This is a genomic window from Rossellomorea sp. DA94 (assembly GCF_029834455.1).
In the GTDB taxonomy this organism is placed as follows: domain Bacteria; phylum Bacillota; class Bacilli; order Bacillales; family Bacillaceae_B; genus Rossellomorea; species Rossellomorea vietnamensis.
On the sequence record NZ_CP122397.1, the window covers coordinates 937,536 to 958,359 of the forward strand.

At 46.9% G+C, this 20,824-nt stretch carries 26 protein-coding genes; 22 read left to right on the plus strand and 4 right to left on the minus strand.

Annotated features, from left to right (window positions below):
- The first annotated feature begins 44 nt into the window (after positions 1–44).
- Positions 45–1,298, plus strand: a complete 1,254-nt coding sequence (locus P8596_RS04895; RefSeq protein ID WP_279726222.1) for an MDR family MFS transporter — start codon at positions 45–47, stop codon at positions 1,296–1,298.
- Positions 1,299–1,378: 80 nt separating this feature from the next.
- Positions 1,379–1,714 carry an NIPSNAP family protein gene (locus tag P8596_RS04900; protein WP_279726223.1) on the plus strand — a complete coding sequence of 112 codons (336 nt, stop codon included), beginning with the start codon at positions 1,379–1,381 and terminating at the stop codon, positions 1,712–1,714.
- Between the two features lie 41 nt (positions 1,715–1,755).
- On the opposite strand, the gene P8596_RS04905 is transcribed toward P8596_RS04900, so the two are convergent.
- Together P8596_RS04905 and P8596_RS04910 are read right to left on the minus strand one after the other, a co-directional pair.
- The gene (locus P8596_RS04905) at positions 1,756–2,226 is read right to left on the minus strand and encodes a GNAT family N-acetyltransferase (protein ID WP_279726224.1); all 471 of its coding nucleotides are present in this window, start codon (positions 2,224–2,226) and stop codon (positions 1,756–1,758) included.
- Between the two features lie 12 nt (positions 2,227–2,238).
- A complete protein-coding gene (locus tag P8596_RS04910) occupies positions 2,239–2,754 on the minus strand; it encodes a hypothetical protein (RefSeq protein ID WP_254653205.1) in 516 nt (171 codons plus the stop codon).
- Positions 2,755–2,902: 148 nt separating this feature from the next.
- On the opposite strand from P8596_RS04910, the gene P8596_RS04915 reads away from it, so the two are divergent.
- The 11 genes from P8596_RS04915 (at position 2,903) to P8596_RS04965 (ending at position 8,749) form a co-directional block, all read left to right on the plus strand.
- Positions 2,903–3,466: a class I SAM-dependent methyltransferase gene (locus P8596_RS04915; protein WP_279726225.1), complete on the plus strand. Its 564-nt coding sequence runs from the start codon at positions 2,903–2,905 to the stop codon at positions 3,464–3,466.
- 10 nt (positions 3,467–3,476) lie between these two features.
- Positions 3,477–4,163, plus strand: a complete 687-nt coding sequence (locus P8596_RS04920; protein ID WP_279726227.1) for a response regulator transcription factor — start codon at positions 3,477–3,479, stop codon at positions 4,161–4,163.
- The gene (locus P8596_RS04925) at positions 4,160–5,230 is read left to right on the plus strand and encodes a sensor histidine kinase (RefSeq protein ID WP_279726228.1); all 1,071 of its coding nucleotides are present in this window, start codon (positions 4,160–4,162) and stop codon (positions 5,228–5,230) included. The genes P8596_RS04920 and P8596_RS04925 overlap by 4 nt, the downstream gene beginning before the upstream one ends.
- A 118-nt stretch (positions 5,231–5,348) precedes the next feature.
- On the plus strand, positions 5,349–5,522 hold the full coding sequence (locus P8596_RS04930) for a hypothetical protein (protein ID WP_229596970.1): 174 nt from the start codon (positions 5,349–5,351) through the stop codon (positions 5,520–5,522).
- A 155-nt stretch (positions 5,523–5,677) separates the two neighbouring features.
- Positions 5,678–6,169, plus strand: coding sequence for a GNAT family N-acetyltransferase (locus P8596_RS04935; RefSeq protein WP_279726229.1), 492 nt, complete (start codon positions 5,678–5,680; stop codon positions 6,167–6,169).
- The gene (locus P8596_RS04940) at positions 6,159–6,698 is read left to right on the plus strand and encodes a GrpB family protein (RefSeq protein ID WP_224521150.1); all 540 of its coding nucleotides are present in this window, start codon (positions 6,159–6,161) and stop codon (positions 6,696–6,698) included. Before P8596_RS04935 ends, P8596_RS04940 begins: the two co-directional genes overlap by 11 nt.
- Complete coding sequence (locus P8596_RS04945; protein ID WP_279726231.1) at positions 6,695–7,294, plus strand: YdeJ family lipoprotein; 600 nt, start codon at positions 6,695–6,697, stop codon at positions 7,292–7,294. The genes P8596_RS04940 and P8596_RS04945 overlap by 4 nt, the downstream gene beginning before the upstream one ends.
- 10 nt (positions 7,295–7,304) lie before the next feature.
- The gene (locus P8596_RS04950; protein ID WP_279726232.1) at positions 7,305–7,580 is read left to right on the plus strand and encodes a hypothetical protein; all 276 of its coding nucleotides are present in this window, start codon (positions 7,305–7,307) and stop codon (positions 7,578–7,580) included.
- 113 nt (positions 7,581–7,693) lie between these two features.
- Positions 7,694–8,041, plus strand: coding sequence for a hypothetical protein (locus P8596_RS04955; protein ID WP_279726233.1), 348 nt, complete (start codon positions 7,694–7,696; stop codon positions 8,039–8,041).
- A gap of 134 nt (positions 8,042–8,175) precedes the next feature.
- Positions 8,176–8,385 (plus strand): hypothetical protein, encoded by a 210-nt coding sequence (locus tag P8596_RS04960; protein ID WP_279726234.1) that lies wholly within the window; start codon positions 8,176–8,178, stop codon positions 8,383–8,385.
- A complete protein-coding gene (locus P8596_RS04965) occupies positions 8,357–8,749 on the plus strand; it encodes a DUF3021 family protein (RefSeq protein ID WP_279726235.1) in 393 nt (130 codons plus the stop codon). The genes P8596_RS04960 and P8596_RS04965 overlap by 29 nt, the downstream gene beginning before the upstream one ends.
- A gap of 185 nt (positions 8,750–8,934) precedes the next feature.
- Here P8596_RS04965 and P8596_RS04970 read toward each other — a convergent pair whose 3' ends face one another.
- Positions 8,935–9,237, minus strand: coding sequence for a CotD family spore coat protein (locus P8596_RS04970; protein WP_279726236.1), 303 nt, complete (start codon positions 9,235–9,237; stop codon positions 8,935–8,937).
- Between the two features lie 201 nt (positions 9,238–9,438).
- On the opposite strand from P8596_RS04970, the gene P8596_RS04975 reads away from it, so the two are divergent.
- Both P8596_RS04975 and P8596_RS04980 read left to right on the plus strand, forming a co-directional pair.
- Positions 9,439–10,227, plus strand: coding sequence for a hypothetical protein (locus P8596_RS04975; protein ID WP_279726238.1), 789 nt, complete (start codon positions 9,439–9,441; stop codon positions 10,225–10,227).
- A gap of 3 nt (positions 10,228–10,230) precedes the next feature.
- Positions 10,231–10,716 (plus strand): hypothetical protein, encoded by a 486-nt coding sequence (locus P8596_RS04980; RefSeq protein WP_279726239.1) that lies wholly within the window; start codon positions 10,231–10,233, stop codon positions 10,714–10,716.
- An 83-nt stretch (positions 10,717–10,799) separates the two neighbouring features.
- Here the strand turns inward: P8596_RS04980 and P8596_RS04985 are convergent, their stop codons facing one another.
- The gene (locus P8596_RS04985; protein ID WP_279726240.1) at positions 10,800–11,084 is read right to left on the minus strand and encodes a DUF4190 domain-containing protein; all 285 of its coding nucleotides are present in this window, start codon (positions 11,082–11,084) and stop codon (positions 10,800–10,802) included.
- Between the two features lie 183 nt (positions 11,085–11,267).
- Here P8596_RS04985 and P8596_RS04990 point away from each other — a divergent pair, with 183 nt between their 5' ends.
- The 7 genes from P8596_RS04990 (at position 11,268) to P8596_RS05020 (ending at position 20,818) form a co-directional block, all read left to right on the plus strand.
- The gene (locus tag P8596_RS04990) at positions 11,268–11,738 is read left to right on the plus strand and encodes a MarR family winged helix-turn-helix transcriptional regulator (RefSeq protein WP_279726241.1); all 471 of its coding nucleotides are present in this window, start codon (positions 11,268–11,270) and stop codon (positions 11,736–11,738) included.
- On the plus strand, positions 11,735–13,459 hold the full coding sequence (locus P8596_RS04995) for an ABC transporter ATP-binding protein (protein WP_279726242.1): 1,725 nt from the start codon (positions 11,735–11,737) through the stop codon (positions 13,457–13,459). Before P8596_RS04990 ends, P8596_RS04995 begins: the two co-directional genes overlap by 4 nt.
- Entirely contained in the window at positions 13,456–15,318 is a 1,863-nt protein-coding gene (locus tag P8596_RS05000) for an ABC transporter ATP-binding protein (RefSeq protein WP_279726243.1), read from the plus strand. The genes P8596_RS04995 and P8596_RS05000 overlap by 4 nt, the downstream gene beginning before the upstream one ends.
- Before the next feature lie 178 nt (positions 15,319–15,496).
- Positions 15,497–16,870 carry an MDR family MFS transporter gene (locus tag P8596_RS05005; protein ID WP_279726245.1) on the plus strand — a complete coding sequence of 458 codons (1,374 nt, stop codon included), beginning with the start codon at positions 15,497–15,499 and terminating at the stop codon, positions 16,868–16,870.
- A gap of 186 nt (positions 16,871–17,056) precedes the next feature.
- Positions 17,057–18,553, plus strand: a complete 1,497-nt coding sequence (locus P8596_RS05010) for a spore germination protein (RefSeq protein WP_254653219.1) — start codon at positions 17,057–17,059, stop codon at positions 18,551–18,553.
- Between the two features lie 28 nt (positions 18,554–18,581).
- The gene (locus tag P8596_RS05015; protein ID WP_279726247.1) at positions 18,582–19,694 is read left to right on the plus strand and encodes a GerAB/ArcD/ProY family transporter; all 1,113 of its coding nucleotides are present in this window, start codon (positions 18,582–18,584) and stop codon (positions 19,692–19,694) included.
- Complete coding sequence (locus tag P8596_RS05020) at positions 19,691–20,818, plus strand: Ger(x)C family spore germination protein (RefSeq protein WP_254653220.1); 1,128 nt, start codon at positions 19,691–19,693, stop codon at positions 20,816–20,818. Before P8596_RS05015 ends, P8596_RS05020 begins: the two co-directional genes overlap by 4 nt.
- Positions 20,819–20,824 lie beyond the last annotated feature (6 nt).

Here is a 20,824-nt window from a genome sequence, read left to right on the forward strand (position 1 = left end):
TTCCGTCTAGTTTACTATACAGTAAATAGAGGAGGGGGAACAACATGAAGTGGAAGGAATTACCTCAAAACATTAAAGTACGGATGATCACGTCATTCTTCAATCGTGCCGTTTCATCCGCAGTCATGCCGTTCATGGCGCTGTTCTTTGCACAGGAACTGAATAAAATCTGGGCAGGGATCTTTCTGATCGGGACCGTCGTGATCGGATTCTGTGTCAATCTGGTCGGGGGATACATTTCGGACCGTTTTCCACGGAAAAAGGTTCTACTCACAACATCTTGGCTGAATGCCCTGTTCTTTTTCATCATGACGGTCAGTCTTTTTCCAGAAAAGAACCTGATCCTGCTGTTCGCAGGTGCGTATATCGGATTCATCATCACAAGCAGCCTCGGCCGTCCGGCGATGCATGCCATCATCATCGATTCGACCACGCCGGAGAACCGGAAAGCTGTCTACGCGCTGGATTACTGGCTGGTCAATTTGAGTATGGCGATCGGGGCCGCCCTTGGGGGACTCTTGTATTTGAATCATCAAACAGAATTATTCATGATGCTGACCTTTACATCGACGACGATCCCCATTGCGTATGGGATCTGGCTTCAGGACCATTTTAAAGATCAGCTTCAGAAAAAACATGAAAATGTGTTCGTCGATCTCGTCAACAATTACCGGATTGCCTTCAGGGATTCCGCTTTCGTGAAAGTGGTGGCAGGGTCCACCTTCATCTTCGCAGCGGAATTTTCCCTGAACAGTTATATCGGGATTCGCCTGGCAGAAACCTTCAAGGCGGTGAATATCGGAAGTTTCGAAATTGTCGGGGTAAGGATGCTCAGTATCCTGAACATCGAGAACATGCTGCTCGTTGTCTGCCTGACGTTCATCATCAATCGTTATACAGATCGCTTGAATAAAAAGAACGCTCTCTTGATCGGGCTGCTCCTATATGGCATCGGCTATGTGACCGTCACATCCGCCAACACGTGGTACGTCCTGATCGCCTTCAATCTGATCGCGACCATGGGAGAGCTGATCTACTCGCCAATCCGAAACGCAGAGCAGGCGAACATGATCCCGAGCGACAAGCGCGGATCGTATTCCGCTTTCTCCAACCTGTCCTTCAGCGGAGCGGACCTTGTCGCACGATCCACAATCATCATCGGTGCCTTCCTGATGCCGACGATGATGAGCGTTTATATCGGTTTCATCGTCATGCTCGGGACCGTTCTCGTTTACACGGGACTATTTGGCGGAAGCTGGGTGAAAGCGAAGGTATTGGGTGTGAGTGGAGGGAAGTAAGAGGGACGGACCTCTAAATCGTTTCATTCAAAACGAGGTGTGGAAGGTCCGTCCCTCATTAAAGGAAAGGAGGAATCATTATGATTTACCGAAGAAAGATGTACCGTGTGTCACTGCGGATTATCGATGATTTTAATTTGCATTTTAATCGAACGCTGTTACCGACCCAATTGAAATACGGATCCAGGTTGGTGGGGAGATGGATGAAGGAAGAGAGCGATGGGGAAGTGGAAGTGTTTGCGATATGGGAATATGACAGTTTTGAAGAGTATGAGAGGATTGAAGCCCTTGTGAGGGGCGACGAGGCACATGTGAAGCGGGTGCAGGATTGGTACGGAAAATGGGGTGGAAGAGAGAACCTGAAAGAGCATTTTTATCGGATCGATCAGGATTTTATCGATTCCACTGTGACGTGATGGAGATGGGGGTCAGACCTTTAAGGCTGACCTTTATTTTTTCAAAAATCCTTCGCCATAATAGTAAATGGATAGTTTTCGCCCCGTATTTCATTTTCGAATGATCCCCGTTTCCGGAACCCTTCTTTTTCATACGTCCGGATCGCCCGTTCATTAAAATCCGCTACGGCCAATTCCAAATGGGAAAACTTCAGGCGTTCACGTCCCTGTTCGATGATCGCTTGCACGAATGCCTGACCATGTCCCTTTCCTGTCATGGAAGGATTCATCTGTACCCCAAGGACCAGGATGGTTTCACCGTCTTCTTCCACATCATAAAACTCACAATTTCCTACAAGGTTTTCTTTCTCGTCCACGACGGAAAAGGCTCGTTCCAAATGAACGCTCTCTTTCAATCCTTGGATTTTTTCTATTTGGCTATTATTATCGTAAAACGAATAGATTCCGTCATACGTCCACGTGATGAATTCGTTGATATCTTCCTGTGTTCGTCTTCTTATAGTCAATTCCATGCTATTTCTCCCTTAGGAATCCGGCTTCTCCAGCCATGCTTTCACTTTTTTGTCCATTTCTTTTTGTAGTCCCCCGATATCCCCACTGTCCCTCTGTGAGGATTTGACGTACTTCGCCGGGAACATTTTTTCCAAGGAAGACTGGTACATACTGCCGTCTTGCGGTACTGTGTAGTCGGTGACCGAATAGGTGTCGCCATCTTGTTTTAAGCGGATGACTGCAGGAAGGGAATGCCCGGACTGAGCTTCAGTTTCCGTCGCTTGGTTGAATCCCGCGTAATACGACCACATGTAGACGCTCAGTACCCCATCCTTTTCGTTCGTACCATAGACTTTATGGACTTCAAACTGCTTTTCTGTGCCGGCATAGGCTTCAGCGGAATGTTGGACGATATAGTCAGAAATAGCGTCATTGATTGATGGGGTCACATGTTTATCTCCATCTACCAGATTTTTATCCTTTCCAGAACAGGCAGAAAGGAAGAGTATGAGAAAGAGAGTCAGTGCGAATAGCCGTTTTGTCCGCATGGTTATAGCTCCTTAAATTAGATTTGAATTCATTTTACCATAAAATTCCTTGTGATTTCTTAAGAAATCTTAAGAAATTCCACTCCTGATTCTTAAGATTTCACGACTATTCTTCTTATAGAGCATCATGATAAGGAGTGAATGGAACGTGAAATCGACTGCGTTTTTTCTACAATATGTGTTATTTCCAAGGAAGACAGGGGCTGTGCTGCCGAGTTCTGACTATCTGGCTGAAAAGATGGTGGAATCCGTCCAATTTCAAACAGCCCGATGTATCGTGGAATACGGGGCGGGTACGGGTGTGTTTACGGAAAAGATCCTGAAGTACCGGAAGTCGGAAACCATCATCCTCGTGTTCGAAAGTAATCAAGCATTTTATGAACTGTTACAAGAAAAGTATGAAAAGGAACCGAATCTCGTCATCCTGAACGATACGGCAGAGAACATAGAGCACTACTTAAAAGTCTATGGGCTCACATCCATCGACTATGTCATCTCGGGATTGCCTTTTGCCAGTTTGCCGAAGCCTGTTTCAAATGCTATCTTAAATAAAACAAGAAATTCGTTGAAAGCAGACGGAGCGTTCATCACGTTTCAATACAGCCTACTGAAAAAGGCGCTGTTTGATCAGTATTTCGATGATATTGACGTCACGCGTGAGTACCGCAATGTTCCACCTGCTTATGTGTTATGCTGTCGTAATGAAAAGTGAGGGGATAAAGATGGGGACAAAAATCTTAATCGTGGACGATGATCCGGATATCCGGAATCTGATCTCTGTCTATTTAGAAAATGAAGGAATCGACACCGTGCAGGCAGAAGATGCGATGGAGGCCTTGAAGCTGCTTTCTTCAAAGGAAGTGGACCTGATCATCCTCGATGTGATGATGCCGAATATGAGTGGCATCGATGCCTGCATGAAGATCAGGGAAGAGCGTCAAATGCCGATCATCATGCTGTCGGCGAAATCACAGGATATGGATAAGATCCAGGGTCTCGCATCCGGGGCAGATGATTATTTAACAAAACCGTTCAATCCCCTTGAACTAACGGCACGGGTGAAGTCCCAGCTCAGACGCTATAGAAGGTATAATGCCGGTACGGAACAGAATCAAAGCACGCTGGAGATCGGGAATCTGACGATTGACACGGGGAACCGTCAAGTATCCGTCGGGGGAAAAGAGGTCAGGCTCACCCCAAAGGAATTTGCGATCCTCGAGCTCCTTGCAAGGAACCGGGGCCAGGTGCTGAGCGTCGGCCAAATCTATGAGGCCGTCTGGAAAGAAGTGTTCCTCAAATCGGATAACACGGTCATGGTCCACATCACCAATATCCGGGATAAGATTGAGGAAGATCCGAAACGGCCGGTGTATATCCAAACCGTATGGGGAGTTGGCTATAAAATATGAGGAAAACGGGTGTCCGGTTGAAGAATTCGTTATTCGTCAAGTTACTTGCGGCAGTGGGGATCAGTTTTCTGCTTGCTTATGGGGTACTGGTCCTCATATCCATGGGTCTGCTCCATTTTTATGAACAAAATTACTTAACGGAATTCAGCGTGGCAGGTTACAATCTTGCCCTTCTTTTTGTCATTGTCGTATTTGTGGCGGCATTCTTGCTACTTGTACGAAAACGAATGATGTACTTGAAACAGATTACAGATTCTGTCCACGAGATGGCGAACGGTGAGCTTGGACTCACCATTGATATTCAAGGGCAGGACGAATTAAGCAAGCTTGCACAGAATATCAATTATCTGTCAACAGAGCTTGAAAGCAAGTTTGAGTATGAACGGCAGCTGGAACTGTCGAAGAATGAACTGATCGCGAATGTTTCTCACGATTTGCGTTCGCCACTCACGTCCATCATCGGATATTTGGATTTATTGAGAAAGGGGAACTATACGGAGGGGCAGCTTCCGGACTATCTTGAGACGTCGTACGGCAAATCCAAGCGTCTTGAATCCCTCATCAATGAACTCTTTGAATATACCCACTTATCAAGCCCGGACGTGTCGTTGGATGTTCATGAAGTGGAGCTTGCCGGATTACTGGAACAGGTGATAGGAGAATCCGTCCCCATGTTTGAAAACGAACAGCTGACGATCGTAAAGTCCATCCCTCATCACGAAATACCTGTCAGGGTGGATGTGGAGAAAATGGTGCGCGTGTATGAGAATCTGTTGATGAATGCCCTGAAATACAGCCTGAAACCTTCAGATATATACATTTCTTTGAAGGTGGAGAATGAAATGGCTGTCCTGAAGATTTCAAACCGGACAAACGCTCCTCCAGAGACAGATCTTGAAGCGTGGTTTGAACGGTTTTATACAGGGGACAGGGCGAGAAGAAATCACAGGGGTACTGGACTGGGGCTTTCGATTTCCCAGAGGATCATGGAATTGCACGGGGGGTGTATCCGTGCAGAATATAAGGAAGGATGGATCACGTTCATCGTGGAACATCCAATGGCATAACGGCTTGTGGAGTGAATTCCATGGGTCTTTTTTTGTTCGCTGAATTCTTATTTTTTCCTTTTTTTACAATTAAATCTATGGTATCTTCGAGTATAGTGATTGAAAAGGAGATATGCCCATGTCCACTGGAATCATGGCCTTACTTACAACGTTGATCTGGCTTGTCGCCATTCAAGAGTTTCAAAAGCCTGAACGAAAACAGAATAACCGAATCATCATCCTTTCTACGGCGGCAGGTTCCTTGCTTACATTGGTTTTGACGATTTCGCTTTTTCAGAGTCTTTCTTTTTAAGGCAGGGAACTTAATTTGATTCAGGATGACAGGAGTTCCATAAGGGATTTCTGTTTTTTTTGTGAGTGAGCTCCAAAGCCTTACCACCGCAAATGGTTTCTCGAAATGGAAGCATGGGAACCGTCCCCTTGCTTCCCAAAAAGGGGAGAGAACAGATGAACATCGTTTCACTGGAAGAATTACCGCAAGAGAAGGTCACCGATTTTTTTCACCAGCATTGGGGAAGTCCTAAGATGGTGATTTCAAGCGGGGTTTATAATTGTGCAGCTTTAGACGGCTTTGCCGTTTTGAATAAAGATAACCGAATCACAGGTTTGATTACATATGTGTTGAAAGGCGCTGAATGCGAGATTATTTCACTTGATAGTTTGGAAGAAAAGAAGGGGATCGGCACCTCGCTTATGAAAGAAGTGGAAAGGGTGGCTGCCGAAAACGGGTGTAGACGCATCACGCTGATTACGACGAATGACAATCTGCCGGCACTGAAATTTTACCAAAAGAGGGGCTACAGGATATCGACGATCCATCGGGATGCCGTGGAGAAAGCAAGACGGATCAAGCCTGAGATTCCGATGATCGGGAATGACGGGATACCAATCAGGGATGAGATTGAATTGGAGAAGGGAATGACGGGTGATGGGAAATAGTGATTGGCCAAAATGGGCTGTGGAATCGATAGAGGTCGTACCTCCGAATCCGGACTGGATTGAGGCAGGAAGAGCGGAAGTGAAGGAACTCATGAAGCGTTTGAGTCCCTATGGTGTCAAAGAAGTCGAGCATGTGGGGAGCACGTCGATCCACGACCTTCCGGCGAAACCGATCATTGATGTGATGGCGAAGATTCCATCCTTTCATGAAGTGGAAGAAGTTGCGGGAAAGCTTGCGGAGGATGATTGGCATTATGTGCCGGTGGAGCTTGATGACCGTCCGTGGAGAAGGTTTTTTATAAAGGTTGAACATGATAAGCGTGTCGCTCATCTGCATCTCATGTTGGAAGGGGAAGCGCGGTGGGAACAGCAGCGGCTATTCAGGGAGCGGTTGAACGCCAACCCTGCTATGAGGGAAGAATACGCAGAGTTGAAAAAAAGTCTGGCGAACCAATTCCCTGACGACCGGGAAGCGTATTCGGATGGGAAAGCAGGATTTATAGAGAGAGTATTGGGGGAAGAAAATTGAAGAAACGAATGCTGATGATTATGATCCTCGCCACAGGATTCCTGTTGATGGCCTGCAGCGGTGGCAAGCCGCAGGTTGTGGAAGAGGCACAGCCGGAAAAGGAAAGCGAAGACGCAGCGGCAGTAACGGATGAAGAAATCGATTCGGTGGATTTGGGAGAAGTAACTGGACAAGAACAAGTGCAAGAAGAATCGGACACTACGAAGGATCCACTTGCTACCTACCCTTCAGAAAAAATCGAATATGCCCGCGTTTGGCTGCAGATGATTGGGAAAGGGGACGTAGAAGAACTGAACGTGCAACACATTTCAGCCGGAGAGCAGCTGAATCCTTATGATGACAAGAGCGTCGCCTATCCAGAAGACGTCATCGTGTTAACAGGCAAAGCGTCGGCAGACGGAACCGTCACTTATAGCGGCAACGGCGACGGCACGATCAATGTGTACGATGTTCCATCTCACTGGCCGAGCAGTGAGCAAATCGAGGAGTCGATGGAAGAGTATACGAAGAAAATCGTGGATGGTACGGAGAAGGTGTCGGTTGATGCGGGGGATGAGGAAGAGGTTGTTGGGTTGATCGAGAAGATTAGTGGATAGGAGGATCATATTGAAGAAAGAAGCACCATCAAAGAAATGGAATACCTTTCGAACACTCACACTGGTGATCATCCTGTTCATTTTTGTAAGGTATTTATTCGATGAAGATCCAACAAATGACCGCATTGGGTGGTCAGTGATGATTGTTTTTTGGATTTCTAAGGGGTTGTTTGATGCGATTGAAGATAAAAGAAATGGCAATAAGAAGTCAATGGTCGCCAATATTGTCTTTGTCATGGCTGGCTGTGGAGTCCTGCTTTGGCAGGGAATACAAGTGATCTTTTAGCTTCTGAGGGACGGACCTCATCAGTAAAGTTCTTATGAATTGATCTTGATGACGGATGATTCTCTTACAGATAGGGGACTCTTCTTAATAGGAACGGAGTGAGGAGTGGACGTATGGAATTTGACGGTAAGAGGTTAAAAGATAAGGCACGTGCAGCCATGCATAAGTTGAAGGATAATGTGAAAGGGTCGTACTATTCGATGGCAGATATCCCGTCATCGTCCGTACAGGAGCTTGCGGTTTTTATTCAGCTGAATCCTGAGTCCCACGTAACGAAGAAGAATCTGCTGGGGAACTCATTTTCCTTTTTCAGACTGAATCTGGACAGGCATGATTTCTACCTGGAAACCAGGGCTGGCCGTATTTTGCATCTGGATGGATCGAAAGATGGAAAGAGATTCGTTTCCTATCGGTCCTACCGGGATGCTGATGATTTGCATTCCCCGGTGAAGTTGAGTTGAGGTTTGGAAGGTAGGCTTTCTTTTTGAAGAAGGCCACTTTTTTTGTTCTGAAGAGGGACGGACCTTCCCGAATATGAAACTTTTTACAATTCGGTTTCGTATCTTGAGTAAAAGCTAATAGGAGGCATACCTTTATGAACCCATATAGAAATAAGCGTTACTGGATTCTCTTGCCACCATTTCTTCTAACAACTTTGGGACTCTTCTTCATCCTTCCTGAGGATAACTGGGGATATTCTTTTTTGGTCGTGATTGCGTTTTGGATTACGTATTATGCTTGGAATGACTATACTTTGAAAACGAGCGAGGAAACCAATGAATCTACTGAAAAAAGGATTAATTAGAGGTCTCATCCCGTTTATTCTTTTCACCGTCACTTCGCTGATGTGGACGCAATTCGAAGGAACATCAGCGATTTCGAAGCAGTTATTCCTTTACGGTCTGATCGCATTTTTCCTCGGAGTGGCAAGTGTCATCTATGAAGTAAAGCGATGGCGATTCATCCAACAGATACTCGTTCATTATCTGGTCATGCTGGTGACGGTTTTCCCAACGTTGCTTCTGAGTGGTATTTACCCGATTGATTCGTTTAGGGATATAGCGAACGTTTATTTCCTTTTTAATAAAGTTGGTCTCATTCTATTTTTGAGTACCTATTTTATGTTTAAATGGAGGAATCGGGCGTATATGAGGGAGCAGAGTGAATAGAAAAGTGGCTCTAATAAAGGGTATTCGACACGGAGGCATGATGATTGATTTTCAAAGTTCCAACCCCACATGATTCTGGAAGCAAAAGAACCGTCCCCATGCTCCCCTCTTGAATAAAAGAGGGTCCTTTTTTATGTAGAAAAGCTGTCCGGAATGGGGGACAGCTTTTCAGAGAGGGTCGTTTATTACCAAAATCTCCGATGCCTGGGTCTTGGCGGACATGGTGCACAGACATGTTCGCAGGACGTAGATTGTACGACGGATTGGGTGTGCGGGAATGAATGGATGTATTTATAGTGAGTGTGTTGCACCTGAGTGGTGTGGCTAGGGTGGACCATCGGGATTTGAACTTCCTGGTTTTGATTTTCTGTGAATTGTTTCACAGGACTATATTGGGCTGGCATCACCTGTGTAGGCATCTGCATGGCAGGAGATACTTGTGGATATCCGCATTGACCGGAGTGACAGTTTTGTTGACCTTTGTACATTTGGTTACCTCCTCTATTTTTTTATTGTTCTTCCATATTAGTGTAAGCAGGACAAACATGGAATGATTGTGTGTTAACCTAGCTTCTTGTCTAAAGAGTGGATGGAAGCAAGAGAACCGTCCCTTTGCTTCCCCGCGCTTCGAATAAAAGAAGTTTCATATGGGAATAAATGTTATGGATGTCTGATCATAAAGGTGAACTATGCAAAATTATTCGAACGATAATACGGCCAGGTGGTACCGGGCTCATGTAAGTCTTTTGGGCACTACTCAAATCCACTTGCGTAATCCTTATATTGTGGCATGGTGGAGCGCGGCCTTTCCAGGATTCGGTCACCTTCTACTATCGAAGTATCTCAGGGGGTTTGTTCTGTTCATTTGGGAGGTTATTGTCAACATTCAGTCCAATGTCAATCTTGCCATGATTTATTCTTTTCAGGGAGAAATAGAGAAAGCAAAGGATGTTTTGGACACACAATGGTTGTTGATTTACATCCCTGTGTACATCTTTGGTATTTGGGACAGCTACCGGACGACAGTGGACCTGAATAATGTCTTTATCCTCGCTGACCGTGAAGAGCACCGGTTTAATACGTTCAGTATCGGAGCGTTGGAGATCAATTATCTGGATAAGCGAAATCCGGTGATGGCCGTGCTTTGGTCGCTGTTTATTCCCGGTCTCGGACAGCTCTACATCCATCGGATTGTGACGGCATTCTTTGTCATCATTTGGACGGTAGTGTTTTTTTACTATTCTCACGGTCTTGAAGCAATTTCCCTTTTGTTTCTGGGTGAGATTGGGAAGGCGACTGCCGTACTGGAGCCGGAATGGCTGTTGTTTTTTCCTTCGTTGTACGGTTTTTCGATTTTTGATTCCTATATGAACACGGTTGAGAATAATAAATTGTACGATAAGAATCAGAGAAAATATTATTTGGAAAATTACCAGTCCCCCTCGTTTCGTGTATTAAAAGGACAGAAGGTGAAGTGAACCATGCAGCTCTTCTCAACATTCGAACACACCATTCACATCGAGTTGGCGGTTGCCACATTGGAGAAAAAAGGGATTCCTCAAGAAAACATCTTCGTTGTTCCACTGGATAATATGAAGGAGGAGCGAAAGATATTTGACACATTAAAGAGGTCAGATGGCACGTCCTTGATAGATATTGGAGCCGCCTTGTCGACGGCTTGTGCCGTGATCGGGGCCAGTATCGGATTTGAGTTGGCGTGGGGACCGATTTACTGGGGACTGATCGGGGCCGCAGTCGGATTTCTGGTCGGGTTCGCCATCCGTCTCTTTACAGAGCTCGTTTTGAAAAAGAGAAGAAGAGTGCTGAAAGGCTTTCACTCCGAACTCATCATGATTGTCGATTGCAAAGAGGATGAAGGAGAACTGGTCGAAAATATCCTGTTCCGCCACTTTGCCATGGGGGTAGCGAAGGTGAAGCAGGGGGACGGTTCTTCTGCTTCCAGCTAATCTCCGGAAACCACAATGAGGTTCCATCCTCCAACCGGTAAATAACAAAGGGAACGTCCCAATAAGGAAGTTCCCTCACCTTTTCAAAAAGAATTCATGCCAGAAAACGTCATATACGACATGACCACCCAGCAGATGGAGAACAATATGCCCGCCAAACTGAACATGATCCCCAGAATGGCCAGATGCTTCCCCTCCTGGCCATTCTGCTTGACTTCACGCCGCCCGAACACCCCTAGTGTAAATCCCACCAAACCGAGAGTCGCTCCTACAATAGGAAAAATCACCATCACAACGGACAAGATCCCCAGTAAGATAGACGCCACCGCTTTTCCATTCAAGCCTTTCCTCTCTAGCTCATGATTCATTCCTCACTCCTCCTTATGAAAAAGTATATGAATCCACCATGGTAAAAGGTGAGGGACGGACCTCTGCACTCTTCCACATTTTGTCGAATCTCTCCCTTTGACTATCTCCGGCAAATGGAATAGACTAATATAGTTCCATTATGAACAGTTCATTATATTAACCATTAGAAATGAGGGCATATCATGGGGAATCAGCAGATCACTCCTGCACTGCAATTATTGCGTTCCTTTTCAAGGGTGAATAAGACGATGATGCGGTTCGTTCAGAAAACGGCTGCAGACAACGGCTTATCCGTCCCGCAATATACGATATTGGTGACGATCGCCCCTGAGCGAGAGCTGACTCAGAAGACGATCGGGGAGAGGACCTTCCTGCCAAAAAGCACGCTTAGTCAAGCCGTCGATGGGCTGGTTCAGGCAGGATTCCTCCACCGGCAGCAGGTAGAAGACAATCGCCGGGAAATGCTTCTTTCCCTCAGCCATCAGGGGGAGACGATGTTAAAAGGCATCCACAAGCAGGAAGGCAGCATTCATCAGCTGACGGCCGGGGCCGTCGAAACGTTGTCCGAAGAAGAGTTCGCCGGACTTCTGGAGGCCCATGAGAGGATTGCCGACTATTTTGATAAAAAAGGGAAAGAGGAGGATGCCACATGATTAAGCTCTTGAAACACTTATCCACATATAAATGGATGGTCGTCGGGATCTTCGTGTTGATCTTCATTCAATCCATGTCGACCCTTTACTTACCGACCCTCATGTCTGACATCATCGACAAAGGGGTCGTCGTCGGGGACATCCCGTATATATGGAAGATTGGCGGGTTCATGCTCGTCGTTTCAGCTCTCGGTGCGGTGGCCTCCATCGTTGCGAGCTACTATTCTTCTAAAGCAGCCGTCGGGTTGGGACGCGATGTCCGTCGCAAGCTTTTCTATCATATTGAAAAATTTTCGCTCCAGGAATTCGATGAAGTGGGGACGGCATCCCTCATTACGAGAACGACGAATGATATCACCCAGGTGCAGCAGGTTGTGATCATGCTGCTCCGGATGATCATCAGTGCGCCGATCATGCTCGTCGGGGGGATCATCATGGCGGTGTTGATGGATGCGAAGTTATCCCTCGTCATCATCCTGACGATGCCGGTATTGGTCGGGTCGATCCTTTTGATCCTTTATAAAGGGATTCCATTGTTCCAGACCGTCCAGAAAAAGCTCGATCAATTGAACCTCGTACTTCGTGAAAACTTGACCGGTATCCGCGTCATACGTGCCTTCAACCGTGAACCGGAAGAGAAGGAGCGTCTGAAGCGGACGAATCATGAACTGACAGACGTATCGATTAAAGTAAATAAAATCATGGCCTTCATGATGCCTGTGATGATGCTTGTCATGAATATGACCGTCGTCGCCGTCATCTGGTTCGGCGGCATCCGGATCGATAACGGCGGGATGCAGATCGGGGATTTGATGGCGTTCATTCAATACGTCATGCAGATCATGTTTGCTCTGGTCATGGCGTCCATGATGTTCGTCATGGTGCCACGTGCTGATGTGTCGGCGAAGCGAATCAATAAGGTGCTTGAAATGACGCCTTCTTTTAAAGATAACGGAACGAAAGCAGCAGACGTTCAACAGGGGACCCTCGAGTTCGATTCTGTCACGTTTCACTATCCTGGTGCAGAAGAGCCTGCCCTGTCGGATGTCAGTTTTACCGCGAATCCCGGTGAGACGACGGCCATCATTGGTGGGACCGGTTCAGGTAAAACGACGCTCATCAATCTGATCCCCCGATTTTATGAGATTGCGAGCGGCACGATCCGGGTCAATGGTGTGGACATAAGGGACGCTTCCCAGGAAGAAATCCGGTCGAAGCTTGGACTTGTGCCTCAGAAAGCGACTCTTTTTACCGGCACAATTGCAGAAAATATCCGCTTCGGAAAAGAAGAGGCGAATGATGAAGAAGTGGCAGAGGCAGCCCGGATCGCCCAGGCGGAGGAGTTCGTCAGCCGGATGGACGGTGGATTCCAGGCAGAAATTGAGCAGGGCGGATCGAATCTCTCCGGAGGTCAGAAACAGCGCTTGTCGATTGCTAGAGCCCTGGTCCGGAAACCGGATATCTATTTATTTGACGACAGTTTCTCAGCCCTCGATTACAAAACCGATGCCAGGCTCCGTGCTGCATTGAAACAGGAAACCGTTGATGCAACGGTGCTCATCGTTGCCCAGCGGGTCAGCACGGTGATCGATGCCGACCAGATCATCGTGTTGGATAAAGGGGAAGTGGCCGGGATCGGGACTCATCGTGAGCTCCTTGACACGAATGAAGTGTACCAGGAAATCGTCGCATCACAGCTTTCAGAGGAGGAATCGGCATGAGTAAGGAACGTAAACCTCAAAGAGGCGGAGGTCACGGTGGAGGATTCGGTCCAGGCGGCGGCAACATGATGATGATGGGGCAGAAACCGAAGAATTTCAAGAGCACCTTGAAACGGCTCCTCGGTTATCTGAAACCGCGCCGCGGACAGTTGATCGCTGTTCTTTTTGCCGCCATCTTAAGTACCGTCTTTGCCATCATCGGCCCGAAGATCATGGGGAACGCCATCACGGAATTATTCGAAGGCGCCTATGCGAAGTTCCAAGGAGTGCCCGGTGCAGGGATCGACTTTGAAAAAATCGGTGAGATCCTGCTGCTGCTTGCGGGACTCTATGTATTCAGTAGCGTGTTCAATTTTATTCAACAATATATTATGTCGAGTGTCGCCCAGTTGACGGCGTATGACTTGAGGGAAGATGTGAATCAAAAGATCGAGAAGCTTCCACTGAAGTATTACGATGGCCGTGCGAACGGGGAGACCCTTAGCCGGATGACGAATGACATCGATACCATCAGCAGTACGCTGCAACAAAGTCTGACCCAGTTCATCACGTCGATCGTGACGATTGTCGGGATCATCATCATGATGCTCTCGATCAGTCCACTATTGACGTTGATTTCCGTGGTAAGCTTACCGGTTTCCGTCTTTGCCATCCGACCAATCTTGAAACGGTCCCAGAAGCATTTTGCTGATCAGCAGCGAACCCTCGGTCAATTGAACGGACATATTGAAGAAATGTTCACCGGTCACCAGGTCGTGAAAGCATTCGGTCATGAGAAGAAGGCCGGCGCCGAATTCGATTCGGTGAACGATGAACTGTATGAAGCTGGAAGCAAAGCCCAGTTCATTTCAGGGATCATCATGCCGATCATGATGTTCATCGGAAACATCAGCTATGTGCTTATCAGTGTCGTCGGCGGGATCCTCGTGACGAATCGGGCGATTTCCATCGGGGATATCCAGGCGTTCATCACGTATACTCGCCAGTTCACCCAGCCGATCACCCAGACGGCAAATATCGCGAATATCATCCAGTCAACGGTGGCAGCGGCGGAACGGGTATTCGAGCTATTGGATGAGGAAGAAGAAGTGAAAGAAGAAACCGTGGCGCACTTATCCCGTCCGGAAGGCGAGGTTGCGTTTGAACATGTGGACTTCGGATATGGGGAGAATTTGTTGATCAACGATATGAACATTCATGTGAAGCCCGGCCAGACGGTTGCCATCGTCGGTCCGACGGGAGCCGGGAAAACGACCCTGATCAATCTGCTCATGCGATTCTATGAATTGAATGATGGGAAAATCAAGATCGACGGCATCGACACGAGGTCCGTCCCTCGAAGTGAATTGAGAAGGAGCTTCGGGATGGTGCTGCAGGATACGTGGCTGTTTAAGGGGACGATCCGGGAAAATATTGCGTACGGAAAGACGGGTGCGACAGAAGAGGAAATCATGCAGGCGTCCGAGATGGCCCATGCGGATCATTTCATCCGTACTCTTCCCGAAGGTTATGATACAGTCCTGAATGAGGAAGCATCGAATATTTCTCAAGGACAGAAGCAGCTGATCACCATCGCACGGGCGATCCTTGCCGATCCTCCGATCATGATTCTGGATGAAGCGACCTCAAGCGTCGATACCCGTACCGAGCTATTGATCCAGCAAGCCATGAACCGATTGATGGAAGGCAGAACAAGCTTCGTCATCGCTCACCGACTGTCGACGATCAAGGATGCGGATCTGATTCTCGTCATGGATCAGGGATCTGTCATTGAACAGGGGACGCATGCAGAATTGCTCAGACAGAACGGTTTCTATGCAGATCTGTATAATAGTCAGTTTGGGGAAGTGGCTGGATAAGAAGCATGGGGACGGTTCTCCTGCTTCCTGTTATCATAATCGATTATCAGGAAGCAAAGGAACCGTCCCTCTGCTTCTTTCATGTTAAAATAGATGTGTGATAGTGTTTTTCGCTTAATAGTAAAGACTCTTAGTCTAGTATTTCGGGAATTTACATACAAGAGAGGGACCAGACAAAATGAATCAAGAAACCAAACAAAAATCCGTTGTCTTTGCTCTATTAATTGCCACGTTCCTAACCGCCATCGAAGGAACGATCGTCAGTACGGCCATGCCGAAGATTGTGGAGGACCTGGGCGGGAGTGAGCTGTACACGTGGGTCATCTCGGTCTATTTATTAGCGATTGTCATCAGTACACCCGTCTTCGGAAAACTCGCAGATTTATTCGGGAGAAGAATCATGTTCACGATCGGGGTCAGCATCTTTCTGATCGGCTCCATGCTCTCCGGGTTATCACAATCCATGGAGCAGCTCGTCCTGTTTCGTTTGATCCAGGGAATCGGGGCGGGGGCACTCACCACCCTGCCGTTTACGATCATCGGGGATGTGTTCACATTTGAAATGCGGGCAAAGATGCAGGGGTGGATGAGCAGCGTCTGGGGAATAGCCGGCATCACTGGTCCCCTAGCAGGCGGGTTTATTGTCGATACGATTTCATGGCATTGGATCTTCTATATGAATCTGCCATTTGGTATCGTCTCACTGTTCCTATTATGGACGTCGTTAATGGAAAACATCGAAAAGAAGAAGCACAAAATCGATTACAGCGGGATATTCACGTTTGCCATCAGTATTACTGCTTTTCTGTATGCGTTGACTCTCCTTAAGGAACAAAATCATATGACAGGTGGAATACTCACATTGCTCATTATGGCGGCCGCTGGAATCAGTCTGTTTCTCTGGATTGAATCAAAAGCGGAAGAACCGATGCTTCCACTGACGCTGTTTAAGAATCGCTTTATCACGATTTCGACGATTGCCGGCTTTTTGCACGGCTTCATTCTGGTTGCGGTCACGTTCTATATCCCTTTATGGGTTCAGGGGGTCACCGGTTTAAATGCCACCCTTTCCGGAGTGACCATGCTGCCGATGTCCATCACCTGGCCTCTCGCTGCTGTGCTGTCAGGAAGGTTGATGGCCAAAACCTCCATAGGGAAAATCACGGTCATGGGCATTTCCGTCATTACGGCGGGTTGTCTCGGTTTGGTCTTATTTCATGCCGATACGACCGTTCCCCTTATGATGGTGGTCACGGCGATGATCGGCTTTGGCTTCGGATTGTCCCTGACCGCTTTCACGGTGGCCGTTCAATCTTCTGTTGAATGGAAGATCCGGGGCGCTGCCATGGGAACGTTCAACCTCATGCGGAACCTCGGCCAATCCATCGGTATTGCGGTTTCCGGCCTGTGGCTGAGTGATCAGCTGAGCGGCCATGTATTAGAGTCAAGCCTCCATACCGTGTTTATGATTTTAGTCATACTCGGCATATGTGCCATAGTAACAGCGGGAGTACTCCTCGGTGAGAAGGGGAAAGAGCTTTCTTTGAATTAGAGGGACGGACCTCCTTTTTCGAGATTCATAGGAATGTGGATAACATAGACTACTCATGAGGGAAAATCATATCTGATGTCTGACCGGCTAATGGGTCAGGCATCTTTTTTATGCCCGCAAAGAAGGAGTATATTTCCATCGGGATAAGACCATGATGGTACTACTACTTCACGGGAGGGGCTACATATGTTCTTTAGCAGGAAACAAAGAAGTCCCGGGGAAACCGGAGGCGAAACAGAACCAAAGCCGGACCTTCCCATTTCAAGTTCAGGTGAGTCTTTTACGAAAGAAATAAAAGCTGTGTTTCATGAAAGCGCAGATCTTATCATGATGAATCCGAGGCCAGGCGTGACCTTCATTTATTTCGATATGCTGATTGACAAAACGATGTTAAACCGTGACATCATCAGTCAACTGGGTGGGGAAGAACTTACACCCGACGAATTGAAAAAGAAGTTGAATGTCGGAAATATAGAGCTTCAGAACCAGGTGAATCCATGTGTCAGCAGCCTTCTCGGCGGAGCGGTACTGATTCATCTTGAAGGGTATCCAAGTGCAGTGGCCGTGAATATCCGTTCAGGAGACAGCCGTTCCTTGGCAAAGCCTGAAAATGAATCCATCGTCATCGGGCCACAGTTGGGATTCAATGAGAGTTTATCTACGAATATTTCGCTTATCCGGAGATATCTTGTGAACCCCAACTTATGTAATAAATCCATCACGTTGGGCAAGCAAACCCATACGGCCGTTTCCCTCTTATACATAGAAGGGGTTGCCTCGGAACAAATGGTGCAGACCGTAACGGAACGTATTTCCAATATTAAAATAGACGGAGTATTGGATAGTTCCCTTTTGATGCAATTGATCGAGGATAATAGTTTGAGCATTTTTCCACAGTTGATCTTGACCGAGCGTCCGGATCGGGCCTGTTCCTGGCTCCTGAATGGAAAGGTCGTCATTTTGGTGGATGGAAGTTCGTTGGTCATTGGATGCCCCCAATCCTTTGTTGAGTTCTTCCAAAGTATGGAGGATCAGAATGTAAAGTGGCAGGTCGCATCTTTTTTACGCATTCTCCGGTTCATTGCTATGGTGCTGTCGGTCTTTTTTACAGCAATCTATGTTGCTTCATTGACGTTTCACTATGAGATCATTCCGCAGCCCCTACTGATTCCGTTGAGTGAATCCCGTTCGAGGGTCCCATTTCCACCGATCATCGAAGCCTTGTTATTGGAGTTTATCATCGAATTGCTGAGGGAAGCGGGAGCCCGTCTGCCGACGAAAGTGGGACAGACCATGGGTATCGTAGGAGGTATCGTCATCGGGACGGCTGCTGTGCAAGCGGGGTTCACCAGTAACATCCTGATTATCATCGTGGCTCTCGGGGCGTTGGCTTCCTTCACCACACCAAGCTTCATGATGGGGAATGTGATTCGCATCATTCGATTCCCGATCATTATTTTGGCAGGGTTCTGGGGCTTTTATGGGACGATGTTTGCTTTTTGTTTCTTACTGATTCATCTCTTGAGACAAACAAGCCTGGGGAGCCCGTTTCTTGCGCCTTTTTATCCTGTGCGGATCAGGGATTGGGCGGACAGTATCTTCAGGCTGCCCCTTAAATATACGTCAAAACGTCCTTATCAGGCCAGGCCATTGGACTCCAGTAAGTACGATGGAGATGAATGAGGCCAGTTAAAGGAGAAGGGAGGGAGCTATGAAGATTCACGTACACCCACAACCACAATCACTTCTCAATGCTTTCATGGTCATGTTCATCATCCATTCTGTCCAATTGGGAGTTGGGGTGCAGGGGTTTCAGCGGATTATTTATATGGATGCAGGGCACGATGCCTGGATTTCTGTCGCTCTTTCCGGGGTGGTGACCTGTATCATCGGCTTTATCATGGTGAAAACCCTGAACTACTATGAGAGCTCGGATCTATATGGGATCCAGCGGGATGTATACGGGAAATGGCTGGGCACCTGCATGAACGCACTCTACATCTTTTATTGTATGGGCTCCTTCCTGGTCGTTATGCGAAATTATATTGAAGTATTGCAAGCATGGGTGTTTCCGGAAGTGCCGACCTGGTTCCTCAGTCTGACTCTCATGATGCTGGTGCTATATGGGGTACTGGGAGGCTTTCGCATTATTGCAGGCGTTTCGTTCTTCAGCGTGTTCCTGTCCTTATGGCTCTTGGGTCTGTTGGGGTATCCGCTTCAATTCAGTCATTGGTCCAACCTGCTGCCCATCCTTGAATCCAGTGCAACTGACATCCTGAAAGGTACTTATTCCATGACCTTTACCGTCATCGGTTTCGAACTCATTTATTCGTTTTATCCTTTTATAAAAGAGAAGAAGAAGGTTCACATGTATATGCAAATCGGATTACTTTATACTTCTCTTCTTTATGTGGCCATCATGCTTGTTACACTAAGTTATTTCAGCGGCGGTCAATTAGAGCGGACCATCTGGGGGACACTCTCCCTGTTTAAAATCGTCCGGCTGCCTTTTATCGAACGATTTGAGTATGTGGCAATCACCTTCTGGATGCTCCTGATCCTGCCTAACTTGATGCTGTACCTCTGGTCGGCTTCCAGAGGATTGACACGCATGTTCGGTGAAAAAAGGAGAAGGGGCTTTATTTTGGCATTATCCTTTATTTTATTTGGCTGTATTCAGCTGTTTGTGACCAGACAGCAAATCAATCAGTTGAATAATGTTTTTGCCCAGCTGGCCTTCTTCCTGGTCTATTGTTATCCAGTCTTCTTGTTTCTTATTGTATGGCTGAAGAAAAAAGTCTTTCGAAAAGAGGTGAAATCATGAAGTGGCCTTTCATCATGACGCTTTCCCTCGTCTTCCTTCTCATCCTCACGTCGTGTGCAGAAACCAGTACGCTTGAGAAAATTGGGATGATCACGACGGTGGGATATGACAAAGGAGAAGGTGAAAAGATCAATACGACGACATTGATCCTTGAGACGGATCCGCAATCAATGGATAGCACAAATGTGATTTCAAGTCGGTCGTTAACCAGTAAAGGAGCAAGAATCGAAAGCAATTTGAAATCTCCCAAGAAGCTTGAGTCAGGTCAGCTCCGTGTGGCATTGTTCGGAGAGGATGTGGCGAAAGATGGTTTGATCAACCTTGCCGATACGTTTTCCCGGGATCATTCCATCAGTGATTTAACATTCCTCGCTATAGTAGAAGGGAATGCAGGCGATCTCTTAAAGCATAAGTATCCCCAGTTTTCTGATGCCGGCCAATATGTATATAAGGAAATTGAGCAAAACATAAGAGGGGAGGTCATTCCTTCACCCACCCTTCATGAGACGCTTCACGATTATTATTCGATTGGAGTGGACCCTGTATTGCCCTTATTGAAATTAGAGGATGAAATGATCAATATTACCGGCATGGCGTTACTGAAAGGAGACAAGATGGTGGGGAGGATTTCCCCGAGTGACAGCTTCTATGTCAAACTGGTGAGTGACCGGTTTAAAGCGGGGAGTTTCGAGATCACCTTTAAAAATGGGGAGAAAGAACCGCTCATGCCCTCACTCCCCCCATCAACGGATATTGCGATTGCCCTGGATACAATTAGAAGCAAAAGTAATATTGAATTAATCGATCCCGCCTCCTTGGACTTCGACCTTAATATCCATATCAATGCGCGCTTGCAGGAAATCAATCGGGACATTGATTTAAAGGAAAACAAAAACCTGGATTTGATTGAAAAAAAACTCAGTAAAAAAATCACTAAAGAAATCGATCAGCTCATCAAGTATTCACAGTCCAAACAATCGGACGTATTTGGCTTTGGTGAAGAATACCGAACAAAAGAATCTCATTCCGACCTGACGGATGAGAAATGGCATGACATGTATAAGGACATTAACGTAAAAGTAAACACAGAATTCGTCATCATAAGGACCGGTGTGGTGGAGTAGAAAGGT